We start from the raw sequence: 24,723 nt of genomic DNA, 5'->3' as shown, positions 1-24,723 counted from the left end.
AAAGAAGGAAGATAGGAGGATATGATATGAAGCATGGTATTTATTACGCGTACTGGGAACAGGAATGGGCAGCAGATTACAAGCGGTATGTAGAGAAGGCGGCAAAGCTTGGATTCGATATACTGGAGGTTGGCGCGGCGCCACTGCCGGACTATTCTGCGCAGGAGGTAAAGGAACTGAAAAAATGCGCCGATGATAACGGTATCCAGCTGACCGCGGGATATGGTCCCGCCTTCAATCATAATATGGGTTCCTCAGATCCGAAGATCAGGGAAGAGGCGCTTCAATGGTATAAACGCCTGTTCGAGGTGATGGCAGGCCTTGATATTCATCTGATTGGCGGAGCGCTTTATTCATACTGGCCGGTGGACTTTGCCACAGCCAATAAGGAAGAGGACTGGAAGCACAGCGTGGAGGGAATGCAGATTCTGGCGCCCATCGCCAGCCAGTATGGCATCAATCTGGGAATGGAAGTCCTGAACCGCTTTGAGAGCCATATCTTAAATACTTCGGAAGAAGGCGTGAAGTTCGTGACGGAAGTAGGCATGGATAATGTGAAAGTCATGCTGGATACGTTCCATATGAACATCGAGGAATCGAGCATTGGCGACGCGATCCGCCATGCCGGGAAACTTCTTGGACACTTCCACACCGGCGAGTGCAACCGCATGGTACCCGGAAAGGGCCGCACCCCATGGAGGGAGATCGGGGATGCCTTGCGCGAGATTGAGTATGACGGAACCGTGGTTATGGAGCCATTTGTACGCATGGGCGGACAGGTAGGCTCTGATATCAAGGTCTGGAGAGACATCAGCAAGGGCGCGGGAGAGGACCGGCTGGATGAGGATGCAAGGCGCGCGGTAGAGTTCCAGAGATACATGCTTGAATGGAAGTAAGAACCGGAAAATAAATGTAACAGAAACAGTAAATATGATTGACAATCAAGGGATTTCACTTTATTATATAAATATATTTTATAAAATTATTTTATATAAATAGGCGAGGCGTAAGGAGGAGAAAGAATGAAGTATTTACTGGGAACGGACATTGGAACATCAGGGACAAAGACGATACTGATGAACACAGAAGGGAAATTGATCTCACAGGATCTGGAGGAGTATGACGTGCTGACGCCAAAGCCGCTCTGGGCAGAACAGTGGCCGGATGTCTGGTATGAGGCTACAAAAGAGTCCATCAGAAAGACGGTGGAGAAGGCAGTGAATGAGCTCGGAGTAGCCAAAGAAGACATTAAAGGAATCGCCATCAGCGGCCTGTACGGAGGTTCCGGCATTCCGCTGGATGAGGAGATGAAGCCGATCCGTCCATGCATGATCTGGATGGACAGGCGCGCGCAGGAAGAGACGGACTGGGTGCTTCAGAACATCGGCGAGGAGAAACTTCTTGAGATCACCCACAACGGAGCTGACCCATACTATGGATATACGAAGATTCTGTGGATGAAGAACCACGAGCCGGAGAACTGGGCGAAGACGAAACTCTTCCTTCCTCCAAATGATTATGTAATCTATAAACTTACAGGAGAGATCGCCATCGACTACTCGTCTGCGGGAAATATCGGCGGAATCTTCGATATGAATACCCGCACATGGTCCGAAGAACTGCTGGATGCCATGGGAATCCCAAGTTCCATGATGCCGCAGAGGATTGTGGAGTCCACGGACATTGTCGGCGGAATCAAGAAAGAGATGGCAGAAGAACTGGGATTATGGGAAGGCCTTCCGGTCATCGCCAGCGGTATCGACTGCGGAGCAGCCAACATCGGCCTTGGCGTGTTTGATGCCGGAGTCTATGCGGCTGCGATCGGTACATCCATGTGCGCGGCGCTGATCTCAGACAAGCCGGTAAAGGGAAAAGGATTGATCATATGGCCATACCTGTATGATGCCAAGAACCTTTCCTACTACTTTGCGGGAGGCAATACGGCAGGCGCCATTATCAAATGGTTCCGCAACACGCTGTGCCAGTGGGAGATTGAGAACCAGAAGAACGGCGGGCCGAGCGTCTATGACGTGCTGAACGGCCAGGCGGAGGAGATTCCTGCAGGAAGCGAGGGACTTGTAGTGCTGCCATATTTCATGGGAGAGAGAAGCCCGGTGTGGGATTCTGACGCAAAAGGAACGATCGTGGGATTATCCCTGACCCATACGAAGGGACACATCTACCGCGCATTCCTGGAGGCAGTGGCATACTGCCTGCGTGATGCGATGGAAGCCACCGGAGAGGATCTTGGAGAGTATATCCTGATCGCCGGAGGCGTTACCAAGTCAAAGGTATGGCGCCAGATATTCGCGGATGTGACAGGCTATCCTGTTGTATGCCCAATCTATGATGTAGAGGCGAACATGGGAGATGTCATGCTGGCGGGAATCGGAACCGGCATCCTTACATATGAAGAGGTAAAGAAATGGCAGGTTCTGGATGACAAGATCATGCCAAACGAAGAAAACCACAAGAAATATAACGAATACTTCAGACTCTACAAGAGCATCTACAATCATCTGAAGGATGATATGAAGGAACTGACGAAGATACAGAGATAGTCGATATAGTTAGAAATTAAGGCAAAACGCTGCCGCAGGATATGGGAATGACAATAAGCAAGTCTTCCGCTATCCTGCGGCAGCATTTTTTTTATGGAAATGATCCAGAATCTATGCACGATGCAGAGCCTTTTCGGCAATGCCTGGACCAATGGCTTATACAAATCTGCATACGTTACAAAATTAACGAAAAACAACACGAAACCACACATATAATAGTTGATTTATATTGGATTGTGTGCTAATATCAACTTAGAAACGACAGAAAACAAAAATAGTCATAAATAAGGAGGATTTGGTTATGCAGAGTGAAATGGACATCAAGATTGAGATGTGCGAGATTGGAAAAAGGGTCTACAATCGCGGCATGGTTGCGGCAAACGACGGCAACTTCTCTGTGAAACTTAGCGAAAATGAGTTCTTGTGCACGCCTACCGGAGTGAGCAAAGGATTCATGACGCCGGAATACATATGCAAGGTAGATGCAGAGGGAAATGCGATTGAGGCAAACGAAGGGTTTAAGCCTTCATCCGAGATTAAGATGCATATGCGGGTATATAAGGAGCGCGAGGATGTAAAGGCGGTCGTGCATGCCCATCCGATGTACGCTACCACATTTGCGGTCTGCGGACTTCCGCTTACGGAGCCGATTATGCCGGAAGCTGTTCTTTCTCTTGGGACGGTTCCGCTTGCGAAGTATGGAACTCCGTCTACCATGGAGATTCCGGATGCGGTATCTGAATACCTCCCTTACTATGATGCGGTACTGCTTGAAAACCACGGCGCTTTAAGTTACGCAGATTCCCTTATGGGAGCCTATCATAAGATGGAGTCCCTGGAGTTCTATGCGCGTCTTTTGTATCAGGCGAAGATGCTGGGAGGACCGAAGGAACTGACGGACGAGCAGGTGAAGAGGCTTTACGGGATGAGACGCCAGTATGGGCTGACAGGAAGACATCCGGCAGACATGCTCTAAAAAGCGGGCGGATGAGAAATGAGAGGTGTTGGAAATGCTTGCGATAGAAAGGCGGAATGATATATTGGAACGCCTCCAGGCAGATAAAAGAGTCGTAGTCAGCGAGTTGAGCGCGATATACCAGGTGTCTGAGGAGACGATCCGAAGAGATCTGGAAAAACTGGAGAATGACGGGCTGGTCATCAAAAGTTACGGAGGAGCAGTCTTAAATGAGCACAGTATTTTTGATCTTCCATTTAACATCAGGAAGAATCAGAAGATTGTTGAAAAGGAAAAGATAGCCCGGCTGATTGCAGGAATGGTAAGAGACGGCGAAGCGCTGATGCTGGATGCCAGTTCCACGGATGTATACATAGCCAAGGCGTTGAAAGAGATGAAGAAGCTTACGGTGATCACCAATTCAGTAGAGATTATCGTAGAACTATTCGATATGCCGGAATGGAACGTCATCTCTACCGGGGGGATATCCAGGGAGAAGTCTTTTGCCTTGGTTGGTCCTCATACGGATGCCATGATCCGTTCTTACCATGTGGATAAGGCGATCATATCCTGCAAAGGCCTGGACTTGGAAATAGGGATGACGGATTCAGATGAGCATGACGCCAACAGCAAGCGGATGATGCTTAAGTCTGCAAAGGAAAGAATCCTGGTCGCGGACCATACCAAGTTTGGAGAGACTGCATTTACCAAGGTGGCAGACTGGTCTCAGATTACCAAGATCGTTACGGATAAGAAGCCGGGAGCCAAGTGGATGCAGGAATTTGAGAAGTACAGGGTGGAATGCATCTATCCTGGAAAAGAATCATAAAAAGGATCAAAGAAAAGGAGAGAAAAGAATGTCATTAGTTACTTCAGAACGAATGTTACTCGATGCCCAGAAAGGCAGCTATGCAGTAGGTGCCTTTAATGTAGAGAATATGGAGATGGTAAAGGCGGTCATCCAGGCGGCGGAAGAGATGAAAGCGCCGGTGATGCTTCAGACGACGCCTTCAACCGTTAAGTATGGCACCCTGGAGACTTATTTTGCCTTGGTAGCGGCAGAGGCTAAGAAGGCATCTGTACCGGTATGCCTGCATCTGGATCATGGAAACAGTTTCGAACTTGCCGTTCTGGCGATGAAGGTGGGATATACATCCGTAATGATCGACGGATCCCATGAAGATTTTGAAAATAATATTGCAGTAACGAAAAAGGTGGTTGATGTGGCAAAGGCTGTCGGAATTCCGGTGGAAGCGGAACTTGGAAAAGTGGGCGGCAAGGAAGATGACCTGGAAGCAGAGGCCGATACCAATACGGATCCGGAAGAAGCAAGAGAATTCGTAGAAAGAACGGGCGTATCCTCTCTGGCGATCGCGATCGGGACGGCGCACGGATTCTACGCCGGAACGCCGGTGCTGGATAAGGAGCGCGTATCCAAGGTAAAAGAAGTAGTATCTGTTCCGCTGGTGCTTCACGGGGCTTCCGGCTTAAGCGACGAGGACGTAAGGGAATGCGTACAGAGAGGCATGTGCAAGGTGAATTTTGCAACAGAGCTGCGAGTAGCCTATACGGACGCGGGAAAGAAACTGATCCAGGAAAAGCCGGAGACATTTGACCCGAAGAAACTTGGCGTGGTAGGAATCGAGGCTGTAAAAGAACTGGTCAAAGGCCGCATGAAGGTATGCGGATGCGACGGGAAAGCATATTAGAAAGAATGAGTGGTGCTATGAATCAGTATTTATTAGGAATTGATATTGGGACTAGTGCATGCAAGATTGCGATATTTGATGAGGACGGCCAGGTAAAGGCCAGCGCCAGCGGCGACTATAAGGTCTATTATCCCCATCCCGGATGGGCTGAGCAGAATCCGGAAGAATGGTGGCAGGCCGTGTGCGGCGCAGTAAAAGGGGCGCTTGAAAAAGGCGGGATCCGCCCCGGCGAGATTGCCGGAATCGGGATTGACGGGCAGAGCTGGTCTGCCATACCGATCGACAAAGAAGGAAATGTACTGGCGAATACGCCTATCTGGATGGATACCAGGGCAGCTGACATCTGCGAAGAGGTAGGCGCGCGTATCGGGGAGGATCGTATCTTCGAAGTGTGCGGCAATCCGTTCAAGCCATCCTATACGACGCCAAAGATTCTCTGGTATCAGAGGAACCTTCCGGATGTATATAAGAAGATGGATAAGATCCTGCAGTCCAACAGTTATATCGCATTCAAGCTGACCGGAGAGGTGACCCAGGAATTATCCCAGGGATATGGGCACCATTGCTTCCGTATGCGGACCGGCGAATGGGACATGGATATGTGCAAGGAACTGGGGATTAATCCGGATATCCTGCCGGAGATCTACGCAAGCCATGCCGTAGTCGGAACGGTGACTAAGCAGGCGGCCGAAGAATGCGGGCTGATAGAGGGGATTCCCGTAGTCGCGGGAGCTCTGGACGCGGCATGCGGTACGTTAGGAGCCGGAGTCATCCATCCGGGGGAGACCCAGGAGCAGGGCGGCCAGGCAGGCGGAATGAGCATCTGCATGGATACCTATAAGGCAGACAAGCGCCTGATCCTAAGCTACCATGCGGCGCCCGGGCAGTGGATACTGCAGGGAGGAACCGTAGGCGGAGGAGGCGTTATGCGCTGGCTGGAACACGAATTTGCCGATTACGAGAGGGTGAAGGGAAAAGAACTGGGAAAGAGTTCCCTGGATCTTTTTAACGAACTGGCGGAAAAGGTGGCGCCGGGAAGCGACGGATTGGTATTCCTTCCCTACATGTCAGGCGAGCGTTCGCCCATCTGGGATCCATATGCCAAGGGCGTCTATTATGGGCTGGACTTCAGCAAGACAAAGGGACATTTCGTAAGGGCGGCAATGGAAGGCGTAGCCTTATCCTTAAAGCATAACCTGGACGTGGCATTGGAAGCCGGAGCCACAGTCAGCGAGCTGCGCTCTATGGGCGGCTCCGCGAACTCTCTTCTGTGGACCCAGATGAAGTCTGATGTCACGGGCAAGAAGATCATCGTTCCTTCTTCCGATACGGCCACCACGCTGGGGGCAGTCATCCTGGCCGGCGTAGGCGTAGGCATGTACAAGGATTTTGAAGAAGCGGTAGATCGGACGGTAGTCATAAAGCGGCAGCATGAGCCAAATCCGGAAGTGTGGGCAGCCTATGACAAGAATTATAAAGTATATTTGAAACTGTATGAGAATTTGAAAGATCTGATGAGACAGAAAGGGGAAGAATAGAAATGAAAGCAGCAGTCGTATGTGCAAATGAGGACGTGCAGTATCTGGATTATGAGGAGCCGCAGGCAGGGCCGGGAATGATAAAGGTCAAGGTAAAGGCCTCTGGCATCTGCGGATCTGATATCCCCAGGGTTCTTCATAACGGGGTACACTTCTACCCGATCGTGCTTGGGCATGAATTTTCCGGCGATGTCGTAGAAGTGGGAGAAGGCGTGACCAAGGTAAAGGTAGGAGACAGAGTGTCAGGCGCGCCGCTGCTTCCCTGCATGAAATGTGATGACTGCCAGAATGGAAACTTCTCCCTCTGCAAGCATTACAGTTTCATCGGCTCCAGGCAGCAGGGCAGCAATGCGGACTATGTGGTGATCCCGGAGCAGAATGCGGTAGTATTCGATGAATCTGTATCCTATGAGCAGGGCGCAATGTTCGAGCCATCTACGGTCGCGCTCCATGGCGTGATCCAGAATGATTACAAGGGCGGCGAATATGTGGCCGTGCTCGGCGGGGGAACCATCGGAATGTTCACCATGCAGTGGACCAAGATATTTGGCGCCAAGAAGGTAGTAGTATTCGATATCAGCGACGAGCGGCTGGACCTGGCCTTAAGGCTCGGAGCGGATGAAGTCATCAATACTACGAAGGAATCTTATATGGAGCAGGCGCTTGCGCTTACCAAGGGAAAGGGCTATGCGTATGTATTCGAGACGGCAGGCCAGGTTCCAACCATGCATATGGCATTTGAACTGGCAGCCAATAAGGCACATGTATGCTTTATCGGAACGCCTCATGTAGACCTTGCTTTCACGCCAGAGATGTGGGAGAATATGAACCGCAAGGAATTTAAACTGACGGGGTCCTGGATGTCTTACAGTTCTCCGTTCCCGGGAAAGGAATGGGAACTTACGGCTCACTATTTTGCAACCGGACAGTTGAAATTCGATCCGGGCTTCATCTATAAGAAGATGCCCATGAGCCAGGCACAGGAAGCCTTCCAGATGTTCAAGACGCCCGGGCTTGTGAAGGGCAAAGTATTGCTTGTGAATGAAGAGTAGGAGGTCGCCATGATACTTACAGTTACGTTAAACGCAGCCATTGATAAGCGTTATGTAGTAGAAGAATTCCAGGTAGGCGAGGTAAACCGTATGAAAGCGTGCGCCTATACGCCGGGAGGGAAAGGGCTTAATGTCTCTAAGCCTGCGGCGATCGCCGGGGCCAGGGTTGTTGCGACAGGATTTGTAGGCGGCCATGCCGGCGATTATATCACGGAGTCCCTGAAAGACTTCCGGGTAGAGAGCGCATTCTACCGTCTGGACGCGGAGAGCCGCTCCTGCATCAATATCTGGGATGAAAAGAACCAGGTGCAGACGGAGTTTCTGGAACCTGGGTTCCAGGTGACAGAAGAGGAGTTTGCTGGATTCCTGGAACACTTCTCCGGCCTTGTGGCAGACGCGGACGTGGTAACCATGTCAGGAAGCGTGCCAAAGGGGCTGAAAAGCGATACCTATCAGCATCTGATCAAGATTGCAAAGGATGCCGGAAAAAAGGTGATTCTTGATACCAGCGGGAAATTGCTGGAACGCGGGATTGAGGCGTGCCCGACCATGATCAAGCCGAACATTGATGAGATTCGGATGCTGACCGGCAAAGACTGCAGCCAGATCGAAGAGATCATCGAGGCTGCCAAAGAACTCCATGGAAGAGGCATCGAAGTGGTGGTCATCTCCCTGGGAGGGGACGGCGCGCTGTGCGTATGCGAAGACGGTGTTTACCGGGCCGTCGTGCCTAAGATCGACGCGGTTAATACGGTTGGCTGCGGGGATTCTATGATTGCAGGCTTCGCCCTCGGATTAAGCGAGGGGCTTGGAATTGAAGATACCTTGAGGAAGGCAAGCGCCATATCCGCTGCGGCGGCAATGCGCGAGGAGACAGGGTATTTTGTAAAGGAAGATATGGAATCTTTGTATGGGAAGATAGAGATTCAAAAGATCGGATAAAAAGCGAAGACGCGTATTGATACGCTGATCGTGAAAAAGATAGAGGACAGGCCGGTAAAGAAAGATATACCGGCTCTTTTTATCCCCCGCGCTCAACAAGACAGCCCTGCCTGCATACTTTAATATAGAATGTTGTGAAGGGAGACAGATTATGCCATATACAATTATGCTGGATGCAGGACACGGCGGGCGGGATCCGGGCGCAGTCTTTAACGGGCGGCAGGAGAAAGATGATACTTTGCGGCTGACTCTGGCAATTGGAGAGATTCTCCAGAATAACGGAGTGGATGTGGAGTATACGAGGACAACCGACGTGTATACGTCGCCTTATGAAAGGGCTATGAAGGCAAACAATGCAGGAGTGGACTTTTTTATATCCATTCACAGGAACTCGTTTCCTACGGACAATGAGGTTTTTGGGGTAGAAAGCCTGGTGTACGACCTGTCAGGGATCAAATATCAGATGGCCCAGGATATCAATGACCAGCTGGAGGCGATCGGCTTCGTGAACCTGGGAGTAAAAGCCCGGCCAAATCTGGTGGTGCTTAGAAGGACCCGGATGCCGGCAGTGCTGGTAGAAGTAGGATTTATCGACTCGAATGTGGATAACCGGCTGTTTGACGATAACTTTGATGATATTGCGCAGGCGATCGCATCAGGGATTCTGGATACCCTGGAATCGGTGGGAGTCATACAGAACGATTATTATCGGGTCCAGGTAGGCGCTTTCAGAAACCGCAGGTATGCGGAGCGGCTGCTGAATGAACTTCTGGAGCAGGACTACCCGGCGTTTATTGATGACTCCGGACCGTATCTGCGGGTCCAGGTTGGGGGATTCAACAATCTGAATGAAGCCGCGGAAATGGAAAGGCGTCTGAAGCGGGCAGGATATCCAACGGTTATTGTCCGCTAAGTCTAAGGAATATCTATCATGCACAGGAGACCAGGGCTGTTTTTGGATTGCCAAAAGCAGCTCTTTTTTTGACGTAGGGCAGATAACTATGATAATATATTCCAATAGAAATAAGTACTGGAGGAATGAAGCATGGCTGATAGATTGGAATTTAAAGAAAAATTAAGCGGAATACTTAGCGCGGCCCGGGAGCAGGGCGGCAAGATAGCGCTTGAGGACGTGGAACTGTACTTTGAAGAAGACCGCCTTTCCCAGGAGCAGATAGATTTGGTATGTGAGTATCTTCTGGCACAAAAGATAGCGGTAACCGGCTATGTCCCCAAAAGCGGCACAGTCAAGGAACGAAAAGAGGAACCGGCATCCCTTAGCAATGAAGAACAGTCCTATATTGAGGAATACTTAAAGGATATTGACCAGATGCAGGGAAAGAGCCTTGACGAAGCGCGGATGGCCTATTATCTTCCAAAGGTCGTGGACGAGGCATTGAAGATGCATCACGTGGAGATATTTGTCGGAGATATGATTCAGGAAGGCAACATCAGCCTGATGATGGCGCTTGATGAGTGTAAGGAAGGGCAGGAGGATGAAGAGGCTGTCATGGAAGCGGTGCGCGCCGGGATGCAGGCGCTCCTGGAATCCCAGACTGAGACCAGGCGTCAGGATAAGAAGATGGTGGAGAGAGTGTCCGAACTGGACGAGACGATCAAGGGCATGAGCGAGGAGTTAGGGCGGAAAGTAAGCGTCGAGGAAGTGGCGGACAGGCTGGGAATCACGGAAGCGGAGATTGAAGATATATTGAAGCTTGCCGGGGAAGAAGTAAAAGACCAAGAATAATAAGGACATATCAGGATATAAAAGAACGGCATAGCGAAAAGGCTATGCCGTTCTTGTGATTCTTAGTCATCTGTATGAGTTTCTTCCATAACGGGCTCTGGAAGGTAGACATGTACCTTCTCAATCCGGTTCTTGTCCAGTTTTTCTACGACCATGCGGATTCCTTCCTCGGTCACGATGCTGTCGCCCGCCTCTGGCAGACGGTCCAGCCTCTCGATGATAAAGCCGCCCAAGGAGTCGTATTCCTCCGAATTAAGATCCAGATCCAGCCGGTCGTTTAAGTCGTCCAGATTCATGGAGCCTTCGATAATATACTCGCGCTCGGTTACTTCCTGGACGAAGTCTTCCTCATTCTCGTCATATTCATCGTGAATCTCGCCGACGATTTCCTCCAGGATATCTTCCAGCGTTATCAGGCCGGCGGTCTCGCCGTACTCGTCCAGAACGATGGCGATGTTGAAAGAAGCCTGACGCATCTCCACCAGCAATTCCGAGATGCTCTTGTATTCATAGGTAAAATAAGCCTCCCTCAAAATATCCCGGATATGAAATTCCTTTGTATTGTCATATAAGAGCAAGTCCTTCATATTAATAGTACCAACAACATTGTCGGTAGTATCTTCAAAAATAGGAAGCCTTGTGAATTTGTCTTCGCGGAAAATATCAAGCAGTTCTTCATAGGTACTGTTGACATCTGCAAAAGTCACGTGCACGCGGGGCACCATGACATCCTTTGCCTTGGCATCGCCTAAATCGAACACGTTATATATCATTTCTCTTTCATCGGATTCAATGACTCCGTCTTCATGGCTTACATCTACAATTGTGCGCAGTTCTGTCTCAGTCATAAGGTCGTTCTTTGCGTTCGGATCGACACGCAGAAGGAACAGCACTCCGATGGATAGTCCGTTGATGATAAAGATGACCGGCGTCATGACCTTCATGAAGATGCTGATGATCGGCGCGTAGATAAGTGCCATCTTTTCCGCATGGATGGTTGCCATGGTCTTCGGCGTTATCTCTCCAAAGAGAAGGATCAGCACGGTCAGGATTCCGCTGGCAATTGCCACCATGGAACCGCCAAAACTGTATGCCAGGCTGGTGGTGAGGGAGGCGGCGGACAGATTGACGATGTTGTTGCCGATCAGGATAGCGCTGAGCATCTTGCCTGAATCGTCGGTAATCTTAAGCACCGTTTTTGCCCGTTTGTTCCCATCCTCAGCCAAACTGCGGATGCGGATCTTGTTTACAGTTGTAAGCGCTGTTTCTGCAGATGAAAAGAATGCAGACAGCCCCAGTAGAATTAGTAGGATAATGAGTTGTGTGACGTCACTCGAGTCCAATTGATAAGTTCACTCCTTTTTTATTTTTAAATTACTTGGCACTAATATACCGCATTTATGGGGAATTTGCAAGAGTGCGTTGAATTTGTAAGTCATTTAGTGTATGATGTACGAAGAAATTAAGTAGTATATAATGTTAGAGATGGAGTATGATATGAATCAGGATTTTTATCAGGAATTATTAAATATTATATCGAAGGAACAAATACAGATTGAAGAGCCGATGAGGAACCATACCACATTCCGGGTAGGCGGGCCGGCAGAGTTCTTCGTGCAGCCGAAGACAGCAGAGGAGGTACAGGGGCTCGTCGGGCTGTGCAAGGAGAGGGAGATCCCCTATTATATAGTAGGAAATGGAAGCAATCTTCTGGTGTCCGATCAAGGATTCCGGGGAGTGATCATACAGATATTCAAAGAGATGAGCCAGATACAGATAGAAGGAGAACTGGTAAAGGCCCAGGCAGGCGCGCTTCTTTCAGCCATTGCCAGCAAGGCTCTGGAAGCCGGGCTTGCCGGATTCGAGTTTGCCGCCGGGATACCCGGAGCGCTGGGAGGCGCCTGCGTAATGAACGCAGGGGCTTATGGCAAAGAGATGAAGGATGTGCTAAGAGAAGTGACAGTCCTTACGCCAGAAGGAGAAGTGCTGGCCATACCGGATGAGAAGCTGGAACTGGGATACCGGACCAGCATAATTGCAAAGAAAGGCTATATCGTTCTGGAGGCGGTGATTCGTCTTCAAAAAGGTGAAAAAGAGGAAATCAAGGCGCGGATGGATGAACTGAAGGAGAAGCGGATCACAAAGCAGCCGCTGGAATATCCCAGCGCCGGAAGCACCTTCAAGAGGCCGGAGGGATATTTTGCCGGGAAACTGATACAGGATGCGGGACTTCAGGGCTTTAGCGTAGGCGGCGCCCAAGTGTCCATGAAGCATTGCGGCTTCGTGATCAACAAGGACAATGCGACAGCTGCGGATGTGGCGGAACTGATGCGTAAGGTGTCAGAGCAGGTAGAAGAAAAGTTCGGCGTAAGGCTGGAGCCGGAAGTAAAGAGACTGGGAGAGTTCTAAGATGAGATTTGTGATTGTGACGGGGATGTCTGGGGCAGGCAAAAGTACGGCGCTTAAAATGCTGGAAGACGTGGGATATTTCTGCGTGGATAATCTGCCGGTGCCTCTGATTCCTAAGATGGCAGATCTGCTGAGGGTACCGGGAACGGAGATCAATAAAGCGGCCATAGGGGTGGACATCAGGAGCGGTCAGAGTTTTTCGGAACTGGAGAAGGTTCTGGGCCAGCTGGATGTGGCTGGCATGAAGTACGAGATATTGTATCTGGAATGCGTGGATGACGTATTGATCAAACGGTATAAGGAGACGCGCAGAAGCCATCCGCTTTCAGGAAATGATGCCCCGGTCAGGGAAGGCATTGAAAAGGAGAGGGAGCGGACGGCTTTTCTAAGGAAGCGGGCTGACTACCTTGTGGACACCAGCAACATGCTGACCAGAGAACTTAAGGCAGAACTGAACAAGATATTTGTCCGGAATAAAGAGTATAAGAACCTCTATATATCCGTGCTTTCGTTTGGATTCAAATATGGGATCCCGGCGGAGGCCGATCTGGTGTTTGACGTGCGTTTTCTGCCAAACCCTTATTATATAGAAGAATTACGCCCCAAAAGCGGCAATGATAGAGAAGTCAGGGATTATGTCATGAACAATGGCAATGCCTCGGAATTTATGGAGAAACTGGTGGATATGGTAGAGTTTCTGATCCCCAATTATATCCGGGAAGGAAAGACCCGGCTGATGATCGGAATTGGCTGCACCGGCGGAAAGCACCGTTCGGTGACGCTGGCAAACGAGTTGTACGAGGCCCTGCTGAAGAATGAGAATTATGGAATCCGCATCGAGCACCGGGATATCGGGAAGGATGCGATCACAAAGGCAAAGTAGGAGCGTAAAATGTCATTTTCAGGAAAGATAAAGGAAGAACTAGCACAGCATTATGCAAAGGCAAGACACTGCAATCTTGCGGAACTGTCTGCGCTTGTCCATATGTCCGGCTCTTTTGAGAAAGATGGCTATGGGAGCTGCATATTGAAACTTCACACGGAAAATGATGGAGTTGCAAGAAAATGCTTTACATTATTGGGAAAAACATTTAATATAAGTACTGATATCGCGATTCGCAGGAATACAGCCAAAGGAAGCTGCAGTTATTATATCCGCGCCAAGGGAGAAGAACTTCTGGCGGTGGAGAATGTTATTGTACAGGCCGTATGCTGCAAGCGCGCATATATCCGCGGCGCATTCATTGCATCCGGCTCCATGAGCGATCCGGATAAGTCCTATCATTTTGAGATTGTATGCGGGACTCTTAAGCAGGCGGAGTATTTAAGAAATATGATCAACAGTTTCGAGATGGATGCCAAGATTGTCAAGCGGAAGAAATCCTATGTGGTATATTTAAAAGAAGGATCGCAGATCGTAGACGTATTGAACATTATGGAGGCCCATGTGGCCTTGCTGGAACTGGAAAATGTCAGGATCATGAAAGAGATGCGCAATACCGTCAACCGCAAGGTCAACTGTGAGACAGCCAACATTAACAAAACCGTCTCTGCCTCGGTCAGGCAGATGGAGGATATCATATATATAAGAGACAACATCGGTTTTGACAAGTTGCCCGATGGATTAAAGGACGTCGCCCTTACGCGTCTGAAATATCCGGATGCAACGTTGAAGGAGCTTGGAGGGCTTCTGGAGAATCCGATAGGGAAATCCGGAGTGAACCACCGACTAAGGAAATTAAGTGAAATAGCAGAAAAGTTAAGGGAACAGTAAGGAGGAGCAATTCGTTATGATTAAGAAACCTGTTACTATTAAAAAGAACATGGCAATGGAAGACCGTCCGGTTGCGCATCTGGTACAGGAAGCAAGCCAGGTATACATTGAGATGGAGGATAAGAAGATTAATGCGAAGAGTATTATGGGGATGATGAGCCTGAGCCTGCAGGAAGGCGAGGACATTACTGTAGTAGCAGAGGGAAAAGATGAAAAGGAGGCAGTTGCCGGCGTAGAAGGTTTCCTGACTACCCGGAAATAATACATAATCAAGCAACGTAAAAAGGGCAGGGGGATGCCCTTTTTATGATATAGGAAAAAGAACTTGGAAGAAAGAGGGGTACGAATCATGAAACGTCTTCTGTTTATCTATAATCCACATGCGGGGAAGGAACTTCTGAAGCCAAAACTATCGGATATTATTGACATATTCGTAAAGGCGGGCTATGAAGTGGTGGCCTATCCCACCCAGTCATACCGGGACGCATACAGGAAGGTGTCAGAGTACGATTCGGACGAATATGATCTGGTAGTGTGCAGTGGCGGGGACGGAACCATTGACGAAGTGGTAACCGGGATGATGCAGAGAGACAAGCGGGATCCCATCGGCTATATCCCAACGGGCACAACCAACGATTTTGCCAATAGCCTGCATATCCCGAAAGGACTTCTTCGGGCAGCGGATAATGCGGTGAATGGCACGCTGTTTCCCTGCGATGTGGGAAAATTTAATGATGATATCTTCGTGTATATTGCGGCGTTCGGCCTTTTTACGGATGTTTCCTATCAGACGAAGCAGGAGATGAAGAATGTGCTGGGGCATCTGGCGTATGTGCTGGAGGGAACAAAGCGTCTGTTTAATGTGCCGTCCTACCGAATCAAGGTAACCCACGATGGGGAGACGCTGGAAGACGAATTCATCTTCGGAATGGTGACCAACTCACGGTCGGTAGGCGGCTTCCGCAACATGATAGGCAAGCAGGTGGTCTTTGATGACGGCCTGTTCGAGGTTACATTGATTAAGACGCCGAAGAATCCGCTTGCCCTGCAGGAGATCGTGGCATCCCTTCTCATCGAGCAGGTGGATACCAAGCATATGTATTCTTTCAAGACCGGGCGCATTACTTTTGAATCCCTGGAAGAGATTCCATGGACGCTGGACGGCGAATTTGGAGGCGCCCACGATGAGGTTACGGTTGAGAACCTGAACAGGCAGCTTCGGATTATGGTTCCCGAGGAGCATATCAGGGAACTGATGTCTAATCCGGAACTGTTGGAAGATACCCAAGATGAATCTGTAAAAATGATAGAGTAAGAAAAGGATAAGAGTATGGAAAAGAGAGAGAAGTTTTCTTCCAGGCTGGGGTTCATATTGATCTCGGCAGGATGTGCGATCGGGCTTGGAAATGTATGGCGTTTCCCGTACATAACAGGAGAATATGGAGGAGGGGCATTCGTGCTGATGTATCTGTTCTTCCTGCTGATTCTGGGACTCCCAATAGTAGTTATGGAATTTTCAGTAGGAAGAGGCAGCCAGAAAAGTTCTGCCATGTCCTTTAATGCATTGGAGCCGGAAGGAAGCAAGTGGCACATATTCCGGTATTTTTCTATGGCTGCCAACTACCTTTTGATGATGTTTTATACCACCATCGGAGGCTGGATGCTGGCTTACTTTGTGAAGATGGCGAAGGGAGAGTTTAAGGGGGCGGATACGAAGCAGGTAGAGAATATATTCGGTCGGTTGACCGGAGACCGCAATGAGATGCTATTCTGGATGATTCTGATCTCTGTGATCGGACTTCTGATCTGCTCCATGGGGCTTCAAAAGGGCGTGGAATTGATAACGAAGATTATGATGTCAAGCCTTCTTGTGATTATGGTCGTGCTGGTTGTAAGAGCCGTAACGCTTCCGGGGGCGATGGATGGACTGAAGTTCTATCTCCTTCCGGATTTTGGGAAGATGGCAGAAAGGGGAATCAAAGAAGCAGTATTCGCCGCCATGGGACAGGCCTTCTTTACCCTCAGCGTAGGCGCGGGCTCTCTTGCCATATTCGGAAGTTATATCGGCAAAGAGAGAAGCCTTGCGGGCGAAGCGGTGAGCATAACTGCTCTCGATACGTTTGTGGCAGTCGTGGCAGGCCTGATTATCTTCCCAGCATGCTTTGCGTTCGGCGTCAATCCAGGACAGGGGCCGGGGCTGGTGTTCGTGACGCTTCCCAATGTATTTCGCGAGATGGCGGGGGGAAGGCTGTGGGGAACCTTGTTCTTCCTCTTCATGACATTTGCCGCATTATCTACGATCATTGCCGTGTTCCAGAATATTATCCAGTATGGACGTGATCTGTGGGGATGGAGCTTGAAGAAGTCGGTTGCCATCAATGGCGTGCTGCTGATTCTGCTTGGCATTCCGTGCGTTCTGGGAATGACGGACTGGGCAGGATTTACGATCGGCGGCAAGAATATTATGGATATGGAAGATTTCCTTGTAAGCAATAACCTGCTTCCGCTGGGCTCCCTGGTGTACCTATTGTTCTGCGTGACCAGATATGGCTGGGGATGGGACAACTTTATTAAGGAAGCCAATGCGGGAAAAGGCCTGAAAGTGCCGGAAAACAGGGGAGTAAGATTCTATCTTACGTTTGTGCTTCCGGTGATCGTGCTGTTCATTTTTATCCAGGGATATGCAAGCATGATATTCGGATAAAAAAATTGAAAAAATATGTAAAAAGTACTTGCCTGTTTTGTATTTGTTTGCTATAATAGGCAAGTACGATATGAGATGGCTCCCTGGTCAAGCGGTTAAGACGCTAGCCTCTCACGCTGGAATCAGGGGTTCGATTCCCCTGGGAGTCACTTGAATAAGGATACCAAGAATTGGCGGTTGTTGATTCTTGGTATTTTTTTGTTTATATAAAGGACGTTCGCATTTACAATGCAAAAAGCATGATAAATTTGATAATACATGAAAAAAAGTTACGCGAGAGCGTGGCTTTTTGTGTTTTTGCATGTATATGGGTTGCAGAAGTTGTGCAAAATTATGGTTTTTAGTGGAAATAGCAAAAAACTATTGACATTATGAAATATTATTTTATAATGAATTTATACAAAAGGCATAAGCGATTGTGAAAAAAGGCTTGGAAAAATTGTCATATTAGACAAAATAAACTGGTTGCACAAAGGGATTACAAAACAGGCCTGCCCAATTGCTGAAAAAAAATTTCTTTAAAGGAGGAGCAATTATGAAAAAGAAAACAGTTAAGAAAATGCTTTCGGCAGCACTTGTTGGCGCAATGGTATTATCACTTGCGGCATGCGGCTCAAAAGGAGACTCAAAAGACGAGGGCGGCGACAGCAAAGACGGCGTAACGCTTGAGTTCCAGCAGTGGTGGGGAGTTGAACTTCCGGATGGCGCTCTGGATGATATCTGTAAGGATTTCACCAAAGATACAGGCATCAACATCAAACTCTTAAGCAACCCATATGCGGATACCAAGACTCAGATTGCAGCCGGCGCGGCAGCAGGGACCATGGCAGATGTAGTAGGCCTTGACGGATCCTGGGTATACGACTTTGCGAAACAAGGTTCCATCGCGAACTTGACCGAACTGATGGAAAAAGACGGATATGATGACAGCCAGCTGTCAGACCAGATTAAGTACGAAGGAAATACATATATGATTCCGGTAGTTAATTTTGCATATCCAATGTATGTAAACATGGACATTCTCAAAGCAGCAGGCGTGAATGAGGTTCCTGCGACATGGGACGAGTTCATCACGGCATGCGAGGCTGTTAAGAAATATGACAGCAGCATCGCAGGATGGGCAATTCCATTGTCAACAGAGTCTCCAAGCGGCATCCAGAACCAGTTCATGAGCTGGCTGTGGGCATCCGGCGGTTCCATGCTAAAAGACGGCAAGCCGAACCTTACAGGTAACGCTGACCTTGAAAAGACGGTTGAATTCGTCAAAGAGTTAAACGACAAAGGCGTAATCGCAGAAGGCGCTTATGCAATGAAGGAATCCGATATGGTTGAAGAGTTTACCAATGGCCGTGTTGCATTCATGACGGATGGCGTATCTCACCTTACAACCATCAAGGAAGGCGCGCCGGATCTGAACTTTGACTTCATGAAGCTCCCTGTAATGGAAGGTTTTGACGGAGAGAGCGGAATGGATGTTGCCAACTGGGGAATCGGTATTGCAGACAACTGCGAGAACAAGGAAGAAGCAATGCAGTTTGTTGAGTATCTTATGAGTCCTGAAGTAAATGCAAAACTGTCTGAACTGGCAAATGCATTCCCAGGAAACTCTACGGCAGAGCCAGACTACTCTAAGAATGACGAACTGTTCCAGAAAGCATACGACCTCTTCCAGGAGTGCCGCGCGATCAACGAATTTACGGGACTTCCAACATCTGAAGACCTGATGAGAAGTTTTGACGAGCAGTTACAGCTGTATCTTGACGGAGATACATCCTCTGCAGCAGATATGCTAAAAGCAACCCAGGATATTTGGGAGCCTGCATTCGAGTAAGAAGAACTGGCAAATAGAACATAAGTGACAAAGAAATATGGGGCTATCGGGAAATAGATAGTTCCAAATAGGGGCAGATGTGACTCATACCAGGTCACATCTGCCCCTGAAATTTTTCCATAAAAGAGAAAAAGATGGCTAACGACAACCATCTCTTCTCCGTTACATGTTATAATGTAACTATGCTAAACAATAAGTATTATAACGAATTTTTTGAATTAGGGCAACAGAAAATTAACTTCAGTTTCTTCGAATTGTGTTTACCTGACGACGATCCAGTCTATACCCTGAAAAAAGTGATGGAGGAATTAGATTTTTCTGGCTTGTTGGCCAATTGTTCAGATAAGGGAAGAACCGGGTATAACCCAATTATGATGTATGCCGTAGTTACTTACGCAAACATGCGTGGGATTAGAGCTGTTGACCGTATTGTGGAATTATGCGAAAGAGACCTTGCATTTATCTGGCTTACCAAAGGTCAGAAACCAAAAAGGGATGCTTTTTATGAGTTCAAGAATAAAAGACTGACTGCAGATGTATTGGATGAGTTGAATTACCAGTTTCTCCGCCGCCTGCAAAAAGAAGGACTGATCACATTGAAATCCCTTTTTATTGATGGAACAAAAATAGAGGCCAATGCAAACCGCTATACATTTGTGTGGAGAGGGACGATCAATTATCATCTCGCAGGCTTACTCGATATGATTGATTCACTGTATCAGAAGTATAATGCATGGATAGATGAAAATGAGTATGGCATAAAATATGACATTCCCCATGCACATATGTTTGTGATCGAAGGAATGGATAAGGTAAGAGATGTCATTGAAAAGAACCGGAAGCGAAAACTGACAAAACATAAAAAGTTGTCCAATAATACGATCATCGAGATTGACAACTGTTCCCCATTGGAGATTTTGAAACTTCAGAAAAATCTGACTCAGATCGCAGAGAAGGAACAGATTGCGTTTGTTTACGGAAAAGGGAAGAGGAAATCGGAGCTCCAGCAGCTTTATGAGGAATTAGAAACCTGCGGCGAACGCCTTATGGGATACAAAGAATGTTTTGAGATCATGGGAAAGGACAGGAACAGCTATTCCAAAACAGATTTAGAAGCCACCTTTATGAGAATGAAAGAAGATCACATGCTGAACGGACAGTTAAAAGCCGCATATAATGTTCAGATCGCAGTAGAGAATTATTTCATTGTCCATGCTTATGTAAGCAATGACCGGACAGACTATAACACACTGATTCCGGTTTTAGAAAAGCATAAAAATGCATTTGGGGAGATTTTGGAAGAAGTAACCGCAGATAGCGGTTATTGTAGCGAGAAAAATCTTCTGTATTTAAAGAAAAATAAGATATCCAGTTACATCAAGCTGCAGGATCATGAAAAACGGAAAACACGCGCTTACAGAGAAGATATTGGAAAATATTACAACATGAAAACACAGATATTTGAGGATGAACGGTATTATGTTTGTCATGACGGAAGAGGATTGCATCATATCCGCACAGAGACCAAAAAACAGCCGGGTTATACCCAGACTTTTGAGGTATACGGATGTGCAGACTGTAGTGGTTGTGAACACAAAGCGAAATGCTTATATAAATATAACGCAGAAAAAGATGCTGAGAAAAACAAAGTTATGAAGATCAATGAACAATGGGAAACATTGAAAGAGGAATCCCATGCAAACATCCAAAGTGAGAAAGGGATTCTAAATCGTCAGATCCGTTCCATCCAGACAGAAGGACATTTTGGAGATATCAAGGAAAATGATAGTTTCCGAAGATTCAACTACCGAACGTCAGAGAAGGTGTATAAAGAATTCATGCTGTATGCCATTGGTCGGAACATGAATAAATATCATCGTTTTCTTCATGAAGAGATTAAAAAATTCGAAGGAAAAACCGAGGAAAAGACGGCTTAAAAAATGTGCATGTTCAAAAATGCAGTTATGGGTGTTTTGCGCCCTAAAATATATACAGAAAAAGAACAATAAGAATCTCCCAAAGAATATCAAGTATGAAAAACACTGATTTTTATGGGAGATTCTTATTTTAGGATTTAGAGTTTAAAAATCGGTATTAACCGACATCCCCTAACATCCTAAATGAAGGGGTTGAGATAAGTTGACGAAAGGAAAAAATAAAGTTATGACGACACCGGCAGGAAAACGTTCCGATATCTTTAAAAAGCAGGTAACGCCATACGTATATCTATTGCCAACCATTATTCTTATGCTCATATTGTTGATCATACCGATTATCATGGTTATCAGATATTCATTCTTTGATAACGTTATTATTAACAAGAATCCAACTTTCGTTGGCTTAGAGAATTTTGCGAAGGTATTGACAGATCCAACGTTTCTGGTTGCCATTAAGAACACGCTGTATTTTGTAATCATTAGTATTATCGCGCATCTGGTCATAGGCATGTTCTTTGCAATGCTCCTGAACACGCGCTACCTTGGGAACAAGACAAAGGGCATCTTCAGGGTGATCTATGCGCTGCCATGGATGTTTACGGCATCCGTTATTGCAATATTGTGGAAAATGATGATGAACCCGAATGGCATCATAAACTATCTGCTGCAGGCAGGAGGGCTGATCAGCCAGAATATCGAATGGCTGGGGTCCAGACAGTTTGCGCTGTTCGCGGTTACGCTTATTAATATATGGTCCGGATATCCTTTCTATATGATTAGTATATTGGCCGGACTTCAGGGAATATCCACAGATCTGTATGAGGCATCCGCCCTGGATGGAGCCAATGCAGTACAGACATTCACGCGTATCACGATCCCTCAGCTTAAGCCAATCTTAGTCAGCCTTCTTATGCTGGACTTTGTATGGACATTGCAGCAATTCGCATTAATCTGGATGACCACAGGAGGCGGGCCGATTAATGCGACGGAGACGATCAGTACGTATATATACAAACAAGGCTTCACGAAGTACCAGTACTCCATGGCCTCGGCCGGCGCGGTAATTCTGCTTGTTGTATGTACAATCATAGCAATCTTCTATGTCAGACAGCAGAAAGCGAGGGATTAAATATGATTGGAAAGAAAAAACTATGGGTAAAGATCGTAATTATTATATTGCTGGTAATCGGGGCATTATTCGCTGGTTTTCCGATCCTGTGGATGATCCTGAATTCTTTTAAGCCCAATTCGGAAATATTTGCCTGGCCGCCTACTTGGATCTCTAAGACTTTCAGCCTGGATGCTTATAAGGCAGTATTGACCGACCCGGAAAAGGTCCGGTTCTTTGTAAATAGTTATGTGATCGCGCTTACAGTGGTAGTCATTACCCTGGTCATCGGAATCCTGGCTTCTTATGCATTCAGCCGGTTCAACTTCCGGGGCAAAAGCACGATCAATACCATTATCGTCGCAGTACAGGCAATCCCGCCGATTACGCTGCTGATACCGTACTTAAGCCTGATCGTTACGATCAAGCTGTACAATACATATTGGGCATTGATTCTTACGTATCTGATATTTACGCTGCCGTATGCCATTCTGATGACGACGGGGTATTTTAATACCTTGCCGAAGGAGTTGGATGAGGCAGTTATGATAGACGGAGGCTCCCGCTTCAAGGCGTTGTGGAAGATCCTTGTTCCCACATCCGTTCCGGGACTGGTTTCCGTGGGAATGTATACATTCATGCAGGCGTGGAACGAGTATCTGTTCGCGCTGGCGCTGACTAAGACCAACAATATGCGTACGGTACCGGTAGGAATCAACCTGCTGATGGGACAGCATGCGTATGAGTGGAGCCAGATGATGGCCATGAGTGTCTTGGGCTCGCTCCCGATCTTAGTATTATTCCTCTTCTTCCAGAGATATTTTATTGCGGGTATGACAGCAGGATCAGTAAAGAATTAATACGAATTACGCAAATTGCAAGGCTCTGCAAAACAGCAAAGAAGATGGGGAAGGCTCCCGTGTCGCGCTTTGGGTTTTGCGGGTCTTTTTTAAAAAGGGGATGAAGAGATGAAAGTATTGTCGGTGGGGATGCCCTGACGGTCTCGGTGGTCCTGTCAAGGCTTGGGATACCTCGGCCTTGATTGGAAGTGTCGGCAAAGATATGAATGGCCGGTTCTTGCTTGAAGAACTTCACAGGAACCAGGTGGAAACCAGACGCTAAGAAGCGGGGATGTACCGGATGCGACAATGAGCCCATGACTACGGAAAGATTACGGCAATGGATGCCAGCATTACACTGACCGGCGGCCCCAGGTGCAAGATGGACCTGCTTAAGAAGACCCTTAAGGAGACGGATATATTCATACCAAGTTATGAGGAGGCGGCCTATCTGGCGCAGAGATCCGACATTTACGGGATTATAGAAGAATTCCGGAAGTTTCCGTTAAGGATTTTATATCCCGGAATCCGGGTGACGGACACCACTGGAGCGGGGGACTGCTTTATGGGAGGATTCCTGTGCTTCTATCTTCAAGGCTGGAATCTTGAGAAAGCCGGGTGCTTTGCCAGCGCGGTATCCGCCTATAGAATCGCTAAGAAGGGCGCCAGCACCGGCATGCCGGATTTTCAGATGGTTCTGGATTATGTAGAAAAGCAAGGAAGGCTTCTTACTTCGTGATATGAGGGGCAAGATGGACGTTGCAGCCGTTTTCCCTTAAGTCATTCACAAAGAATGGCGCGGCCTTCTCGTTGGTGATAATATGGTCAAACTCGACGGAGGATGCAACCTTGATGACTCCGGGGTGGTTCAGCTTGGAGGCATCCGCCAGAAGGAAGGTCTCCGCTGATATATCCAGGGCGCGGCGTTTAAGTTCCACGTCTTCCATGTAGCTGTCGGTGGCATAAAAGTCCCTGGTAATGCTGTGACAAGAAAGAAATGCCTTGGTGGGCATGAAATTATCCAGGGCGGATAAGGCAAGCGTCCGGGTAGAAGACATGGTAGTATAGCTGAGCATGCCGCCCAGGCTGAACACATTCCAGTTGGGATTGTGCATGTTCGAGAGCGTCAGCAGCAGAGAAATGGAGTAAACCAGAAAGTTCAGCGGATACTGTTTGGGGATGAAGCGTATCAAATGCGTAACAGTAGAGCTGTTGTCCAGAAAAATGGTATCCCTCTCCTGAATAAATCTGGCGGCGTAGGCGCATAAGTCGGATTTCTCGGTTCGGTTAGCCTTCTCGCGGGCAGTGTATGGAAAGTCTAGGCTTGTCAGGCTGGCATCCGGAAGGATGGCTCCGCCTCTTGTCTTGACAAGGCGGCCCTCCTGAGCCAGGCGGTTTAAATCACGGCGGATCGTCTCCCTGGAAATATTCAGGGCGGAAGATAGTTCCGCAGAACTGATGCGTCCCTTATCCGTCAGCAGACGCATGATGTTATTATAACGTTCTTCTGCATAAATCATTGAATCGTACCTCTCATAGAATTATAAATTCAAGTCATGCCAGGGATGTCGCAAATACTAGTACTATTATAGCATAACTGAGGGCCGCATATCTATA

General features: G+C 47.8%; 23 protein-coding genes and 1 tRNA gene. 22 read left to right on the top strand and 2 right to left on the bottom strand.

What is annotated here, in order from left to right; all coding sequences use genetic code 11:
• Nucleotides 1–26 precede the first annotated feature (26 nt).
• The 10 genes from HDCHBGLK_RS03360 (at nt 27) to HDCHBGLK_RS03315 (ending at nt 10,504) form a co-directional block, all read left to right on the top strand.
• Nucleotides 27–896 carry a D-psicose 3-epimerase gene (locus tag HDCHBGLK_RS03360; protein WP_004607502.1) on the top strand — a complete coding sequence of 290 codons (870 nt, stop codon included), beginning with the start codon at nt 27–29 and terminating at the stop codon, nt 894–896.
• Between the two features lie 126 nt (nt 897–1,022).
• Nucleotides 1,023–2,561 carry an FGGY-family carbohydrate kinase gene (locus HDCHBGLK_RS03355; RefSeq protein ID WP_004607503.1) on the top strand — a complete coding sequence of 513 codons (1,539 nt, stop codon included), beginning with the start codon at nt 1,023–1,025 and terminating at the stop codon, nt 2,559–2,561.
• A gap of 301 nt (nt 2,562–2,862) precedes the next feature.
• Nucleotides 2,863–3,537 carry a class II aldolase/adducin family protein gene (locus tag HDCHBGLK_RS03350; protein WP_004607505.1) on the top strand — a complete coding sequence of 225 codons (675 nt, stop codon included), beginning with the start codon at nt 2,863–2,865 and terminating at the stop codon, nt 3,535–3,537.
• Nucleotides 3,538–3,571: 34 nt separating this feature from the next.
• Nucleotides 3,572–4,345 carry a DeoR/GlpR family DNA-binding transcription regulator gene (locus HDCHBGLK_RS03345; protein WP_004607506.1) on the top strand — a complete coding sequence of 258 codons (774 nt, stop codon included), beginning with the start codon at nt 3,572–3,574 and terminating at the stop codon, nt 4,343–4,345.
• A 28-nt stretch (nt 4,346–4,373) separates the two neighbouring features.
• Nucleotides 4,374–5,225: a class II fructose-bisphosphate aldolase gene (locus tag HDCHBGLK_RS03340; RefSeq protein ID WP_039909790.1), complete on the top strand. Its 852-nt coding sequence runs from the start codon at nt 4,374–4,376 to the stop codon at nt 5,223–5,225.
• A 17-nt stretch (nt 5,226–5,242) separates the two neighbouring features.
• Nucleotides 5,243–6,763, top strand: a complete 1,521-nt coding sequence (xylB, locus tag HDCHBGLK_RS03335; protein WP_009248251.1) for a xylulokinase — start codon at nt 5,243–5,245, stop codon at nt 6,761–6,763.
• Between the two features lie 2 nt (nt 6,764–6,765).
• Entirely contained in the window at nt 6,766–7,815 is a 1,050-nt protein-coding gene (locus HDCHBGLK_RS03330) for a galactitol-1-phosphate 5-dehydrogenase (RefSeq protein WP_004607509.1), read from the top strand.
• A gap of 9 nt (nt 7,816–7,824) precedes the next feature.
• Nucleotides 7,825–8,757: a 1-phosphofructokinase gene (gene pfkB / locus HDCHBGLK_RS03325; protein ID WP_004607510.1), complete on the top strand. Its 933-nt coding sequence runs from the start codon at nt 7,825–7,827 to the stop codon at nt 8,755–8,757.
• A gap of 151 nt (nt 8,758–8,908) precedes the next feature.
• Nucleotides 8,909–9,670, top strand: coding sequence for an N-acetylmuramoyl-L-alanine amidase (locus HDCHBGLK_RS03320; protein ID WP_004607511.1), 762 nt, complete (start codon nt 8,909–8,911; stop codon nt 9,668–9,670).
• A 132-nt stretch (nt 9,671–9,802) separates the two neighbouring features.
• A complete protein-coding gene (locus tag HDCHBGLK_RS03315; RefSeq protein ID WP_004607512.1) occupies nt 9,803–10,504 on the top strand; it encodes a sigma-70 domain-containing protein in 702 nt (233 codons plus the stop codon).
• A gap of 62 nt (nt 10,505–10,566) precedes the next feature.
• Here HDCHBGLK_RS03315 and HDCHBGLK_RS03310 read toward each other — a convergent pair whose 3' ends face one another.
• Nucleotides 10,567–11,847, bottom strand: coding sequence for an HlyC/CorC family transporter (locus HDCHBGLK_RS03310; RefSeq protein ID WP_004607513.1), 1,281 nt, complete (start codon nt 11,845–11,847; stop codon nt 10,567–10,569).
• A gap of 154 nt (nt 11,848–12,001) precedes the next feature.
• Between HDCHBGLK_RS03310 and murB the strand changes: the two genes are divergently transcribed.
• The 12 genes from murB (at nt 12,002) to HDCHBGLK_RS03250 (ending at nt 23,845) form a co-directional block, all read left to right on the top strand.
• The gene (murB, locus tag HDCHBGLK_RS03305; RefSeq protein ID WP_009248248.1) at nt 12,002–12,913 is read left to right on the top strand and encodes a UDP-N-acetylmuramate dehydrogenase; all 912 of its coding nucleotides are present in this window, start codon (nt 12,002–12,004) and stop codon (nt 12,911–12,913) included.
• A 1-nt stretch (nt 12,914) separates the two neighbouring features.
• On the top strand, nt 12,915–13,796 hold the full coding sequence (gene rapZ / locus HDCHBGLK_RS03300; protein WP_004607515.1) for an RNase adapter RapZ: 882 nt from the start codon (nt 12,915–12,917) through the stop codon (nt 13,794–13,796).
• Nucleotides 13,797–13,805: 9 nt separating this feature from the next.
• Entirely contained in the window at nt 13,806–14,687 is an 882-nt protein-coding gene (gene whiA / locus HDCHBGLK_RS03295; RefSeq protein ID WP_009248247.1) for a DNA-binding protein WhiA, read from the top strand.
• Between the two features lie 16 nt (nt 14,688–14,703).
• Nucleotides 14,704–14,949: an HPr family phosphocarrier protein gene (locus HDCHBGLK_RS03290; protein ID WP_130574555.1), complete on the top strand. Its 246-nt coding sequence runs from the start codon at nt 14,704–14,706 to the stop codon at nt 14,947–14,949.
• An 87-nt stretch (nt 14,950–15,036) separates the two neighbouring features.
• Nucleotides 15,037–16,002 carry a diacylglycerol/lipid kinase family protein gene (locus HDCHBGLK_RS03285; protein WP_004607519.1) on the top strand — a complete coding sequence of 322 codons (966 nt, stop codon included), beginning with the start codon at nt 15,037–15,039 and terminating at the stop codon, nt 16,000–16,002.
• Nucleotides 16,003–16,017: 15 nt separating this feature from the next.
• A complete protein-coding gene (locus tag HDCHBGLK_RS03280; RefSeq protein ID WP_004607520.1) occupies nt 16,018–17,391 on the top strand; it encodes a sodium-dependent transporter in 1,374 nt (457 codons plus the stop codon).
• A gap of 77 nt (nt 17,392–17,468) precedes the next feature.
• Nucleotides 17,469–17,540: transfer RNA gene (locus HDCHBGLK_RS03275), tRNA-Glu, on the top strand.
• Nucleotides 17,541–17,926: 386 nt separating this feature from the next.
• Nucleotides 17,927–19,222 carry an ABC transporter substrate-binding protein gene (locus tag HDCHBGLK_RS03270; RefSeq protein WP_082210549.1) on the top strand — a complete coding sequence of 432 codons (1,296 nt, stop codon included), beginning with the start codon at nt 17,927–17,929 and terminating at the stop codon, nt 19,220–19,222.
• Nucleotides 19,223–19,404: 182 nt separating this feature from the next.
• Complete coding sequence (locus tag HDCHBGLK_RS03265; RefSeq protein ID WP_330578474.1) at nt 19,405–21,159, top strand: IS1182 family transposase; 1,755 nt, start codon at nt 19,405–19,407, stop codon at nt 21,157–21,159.
• Nucleotides 21,160–21,361: 202 nt separating this feature from the next.
• A complete protein-coding gene (locus HDCHBGLK_RS03260; protein ID WP_330362644.1) occupies nt 21,362–22,288 on the top strand; it encodes a carbohydrate ABC transporter permease in 927 nt (308 codons plus the stop codon).
• Between the two features lie 2 nt (nt 22,289–22,290).
• Nucleotides 22,291–23,127, top strand: coding sequence for a carbohydrate ABC transporter permease (locus HDCHBGLK_RS03255; RefSeq protein ID WP_004607423.1), 837 nt, complete (start codon nt 22,291–22,293; stop codon nt 23,125–23,127).
• A 319-nt stretch (nt 23,128–23,446) separates the two neighbouring features.
• Nucleotides 23,447–23,845, top strand: a complete 399-nt coding sequence (locus HDCHBGLK_RS03250; protein ID WP_004607422.1) for a carbohydrate kinase family protein — start codon at nt 23,447–23,449, stop codon at nt 23,843–23,845.
• Here the strand turns inward: HDCHBGLK_RS03250 and HDCHBGLK_RS03245 are convergent.
• Entirely contained in the window at nt 23,835–24,626 is a 792-nt protein-coding gene (locus HDCHBGLK_RS03245) for a DeoR/GlpR family DNA-binding transcription regulator (RefSeq protein ID WP_004607421.1), read from the bottom strand. The genes HDCHBGLK_RS03250 and HDCHBGLK_RS03245 overlap by 11 nt on opposite strands.
• Between the last annotated feature and the right edge of the window lie 97 nt (nt 24,627–24,723).

Source organism: [Clostridium] scindens ATCC 35704 (assembly GCF_004295125.1).
Classification (GTDB): Bacteria; Bacillota; Clostridia; order Lachnospirales; family Lachnospiraceae; genus Clostridium_AP; species Clostridium_AP scindens.
The sequence above is the reverse complement of the archived record's forward strand: the minus strand, read 5'-3'. Positions and strand labels throughout refer to the sequence as shown.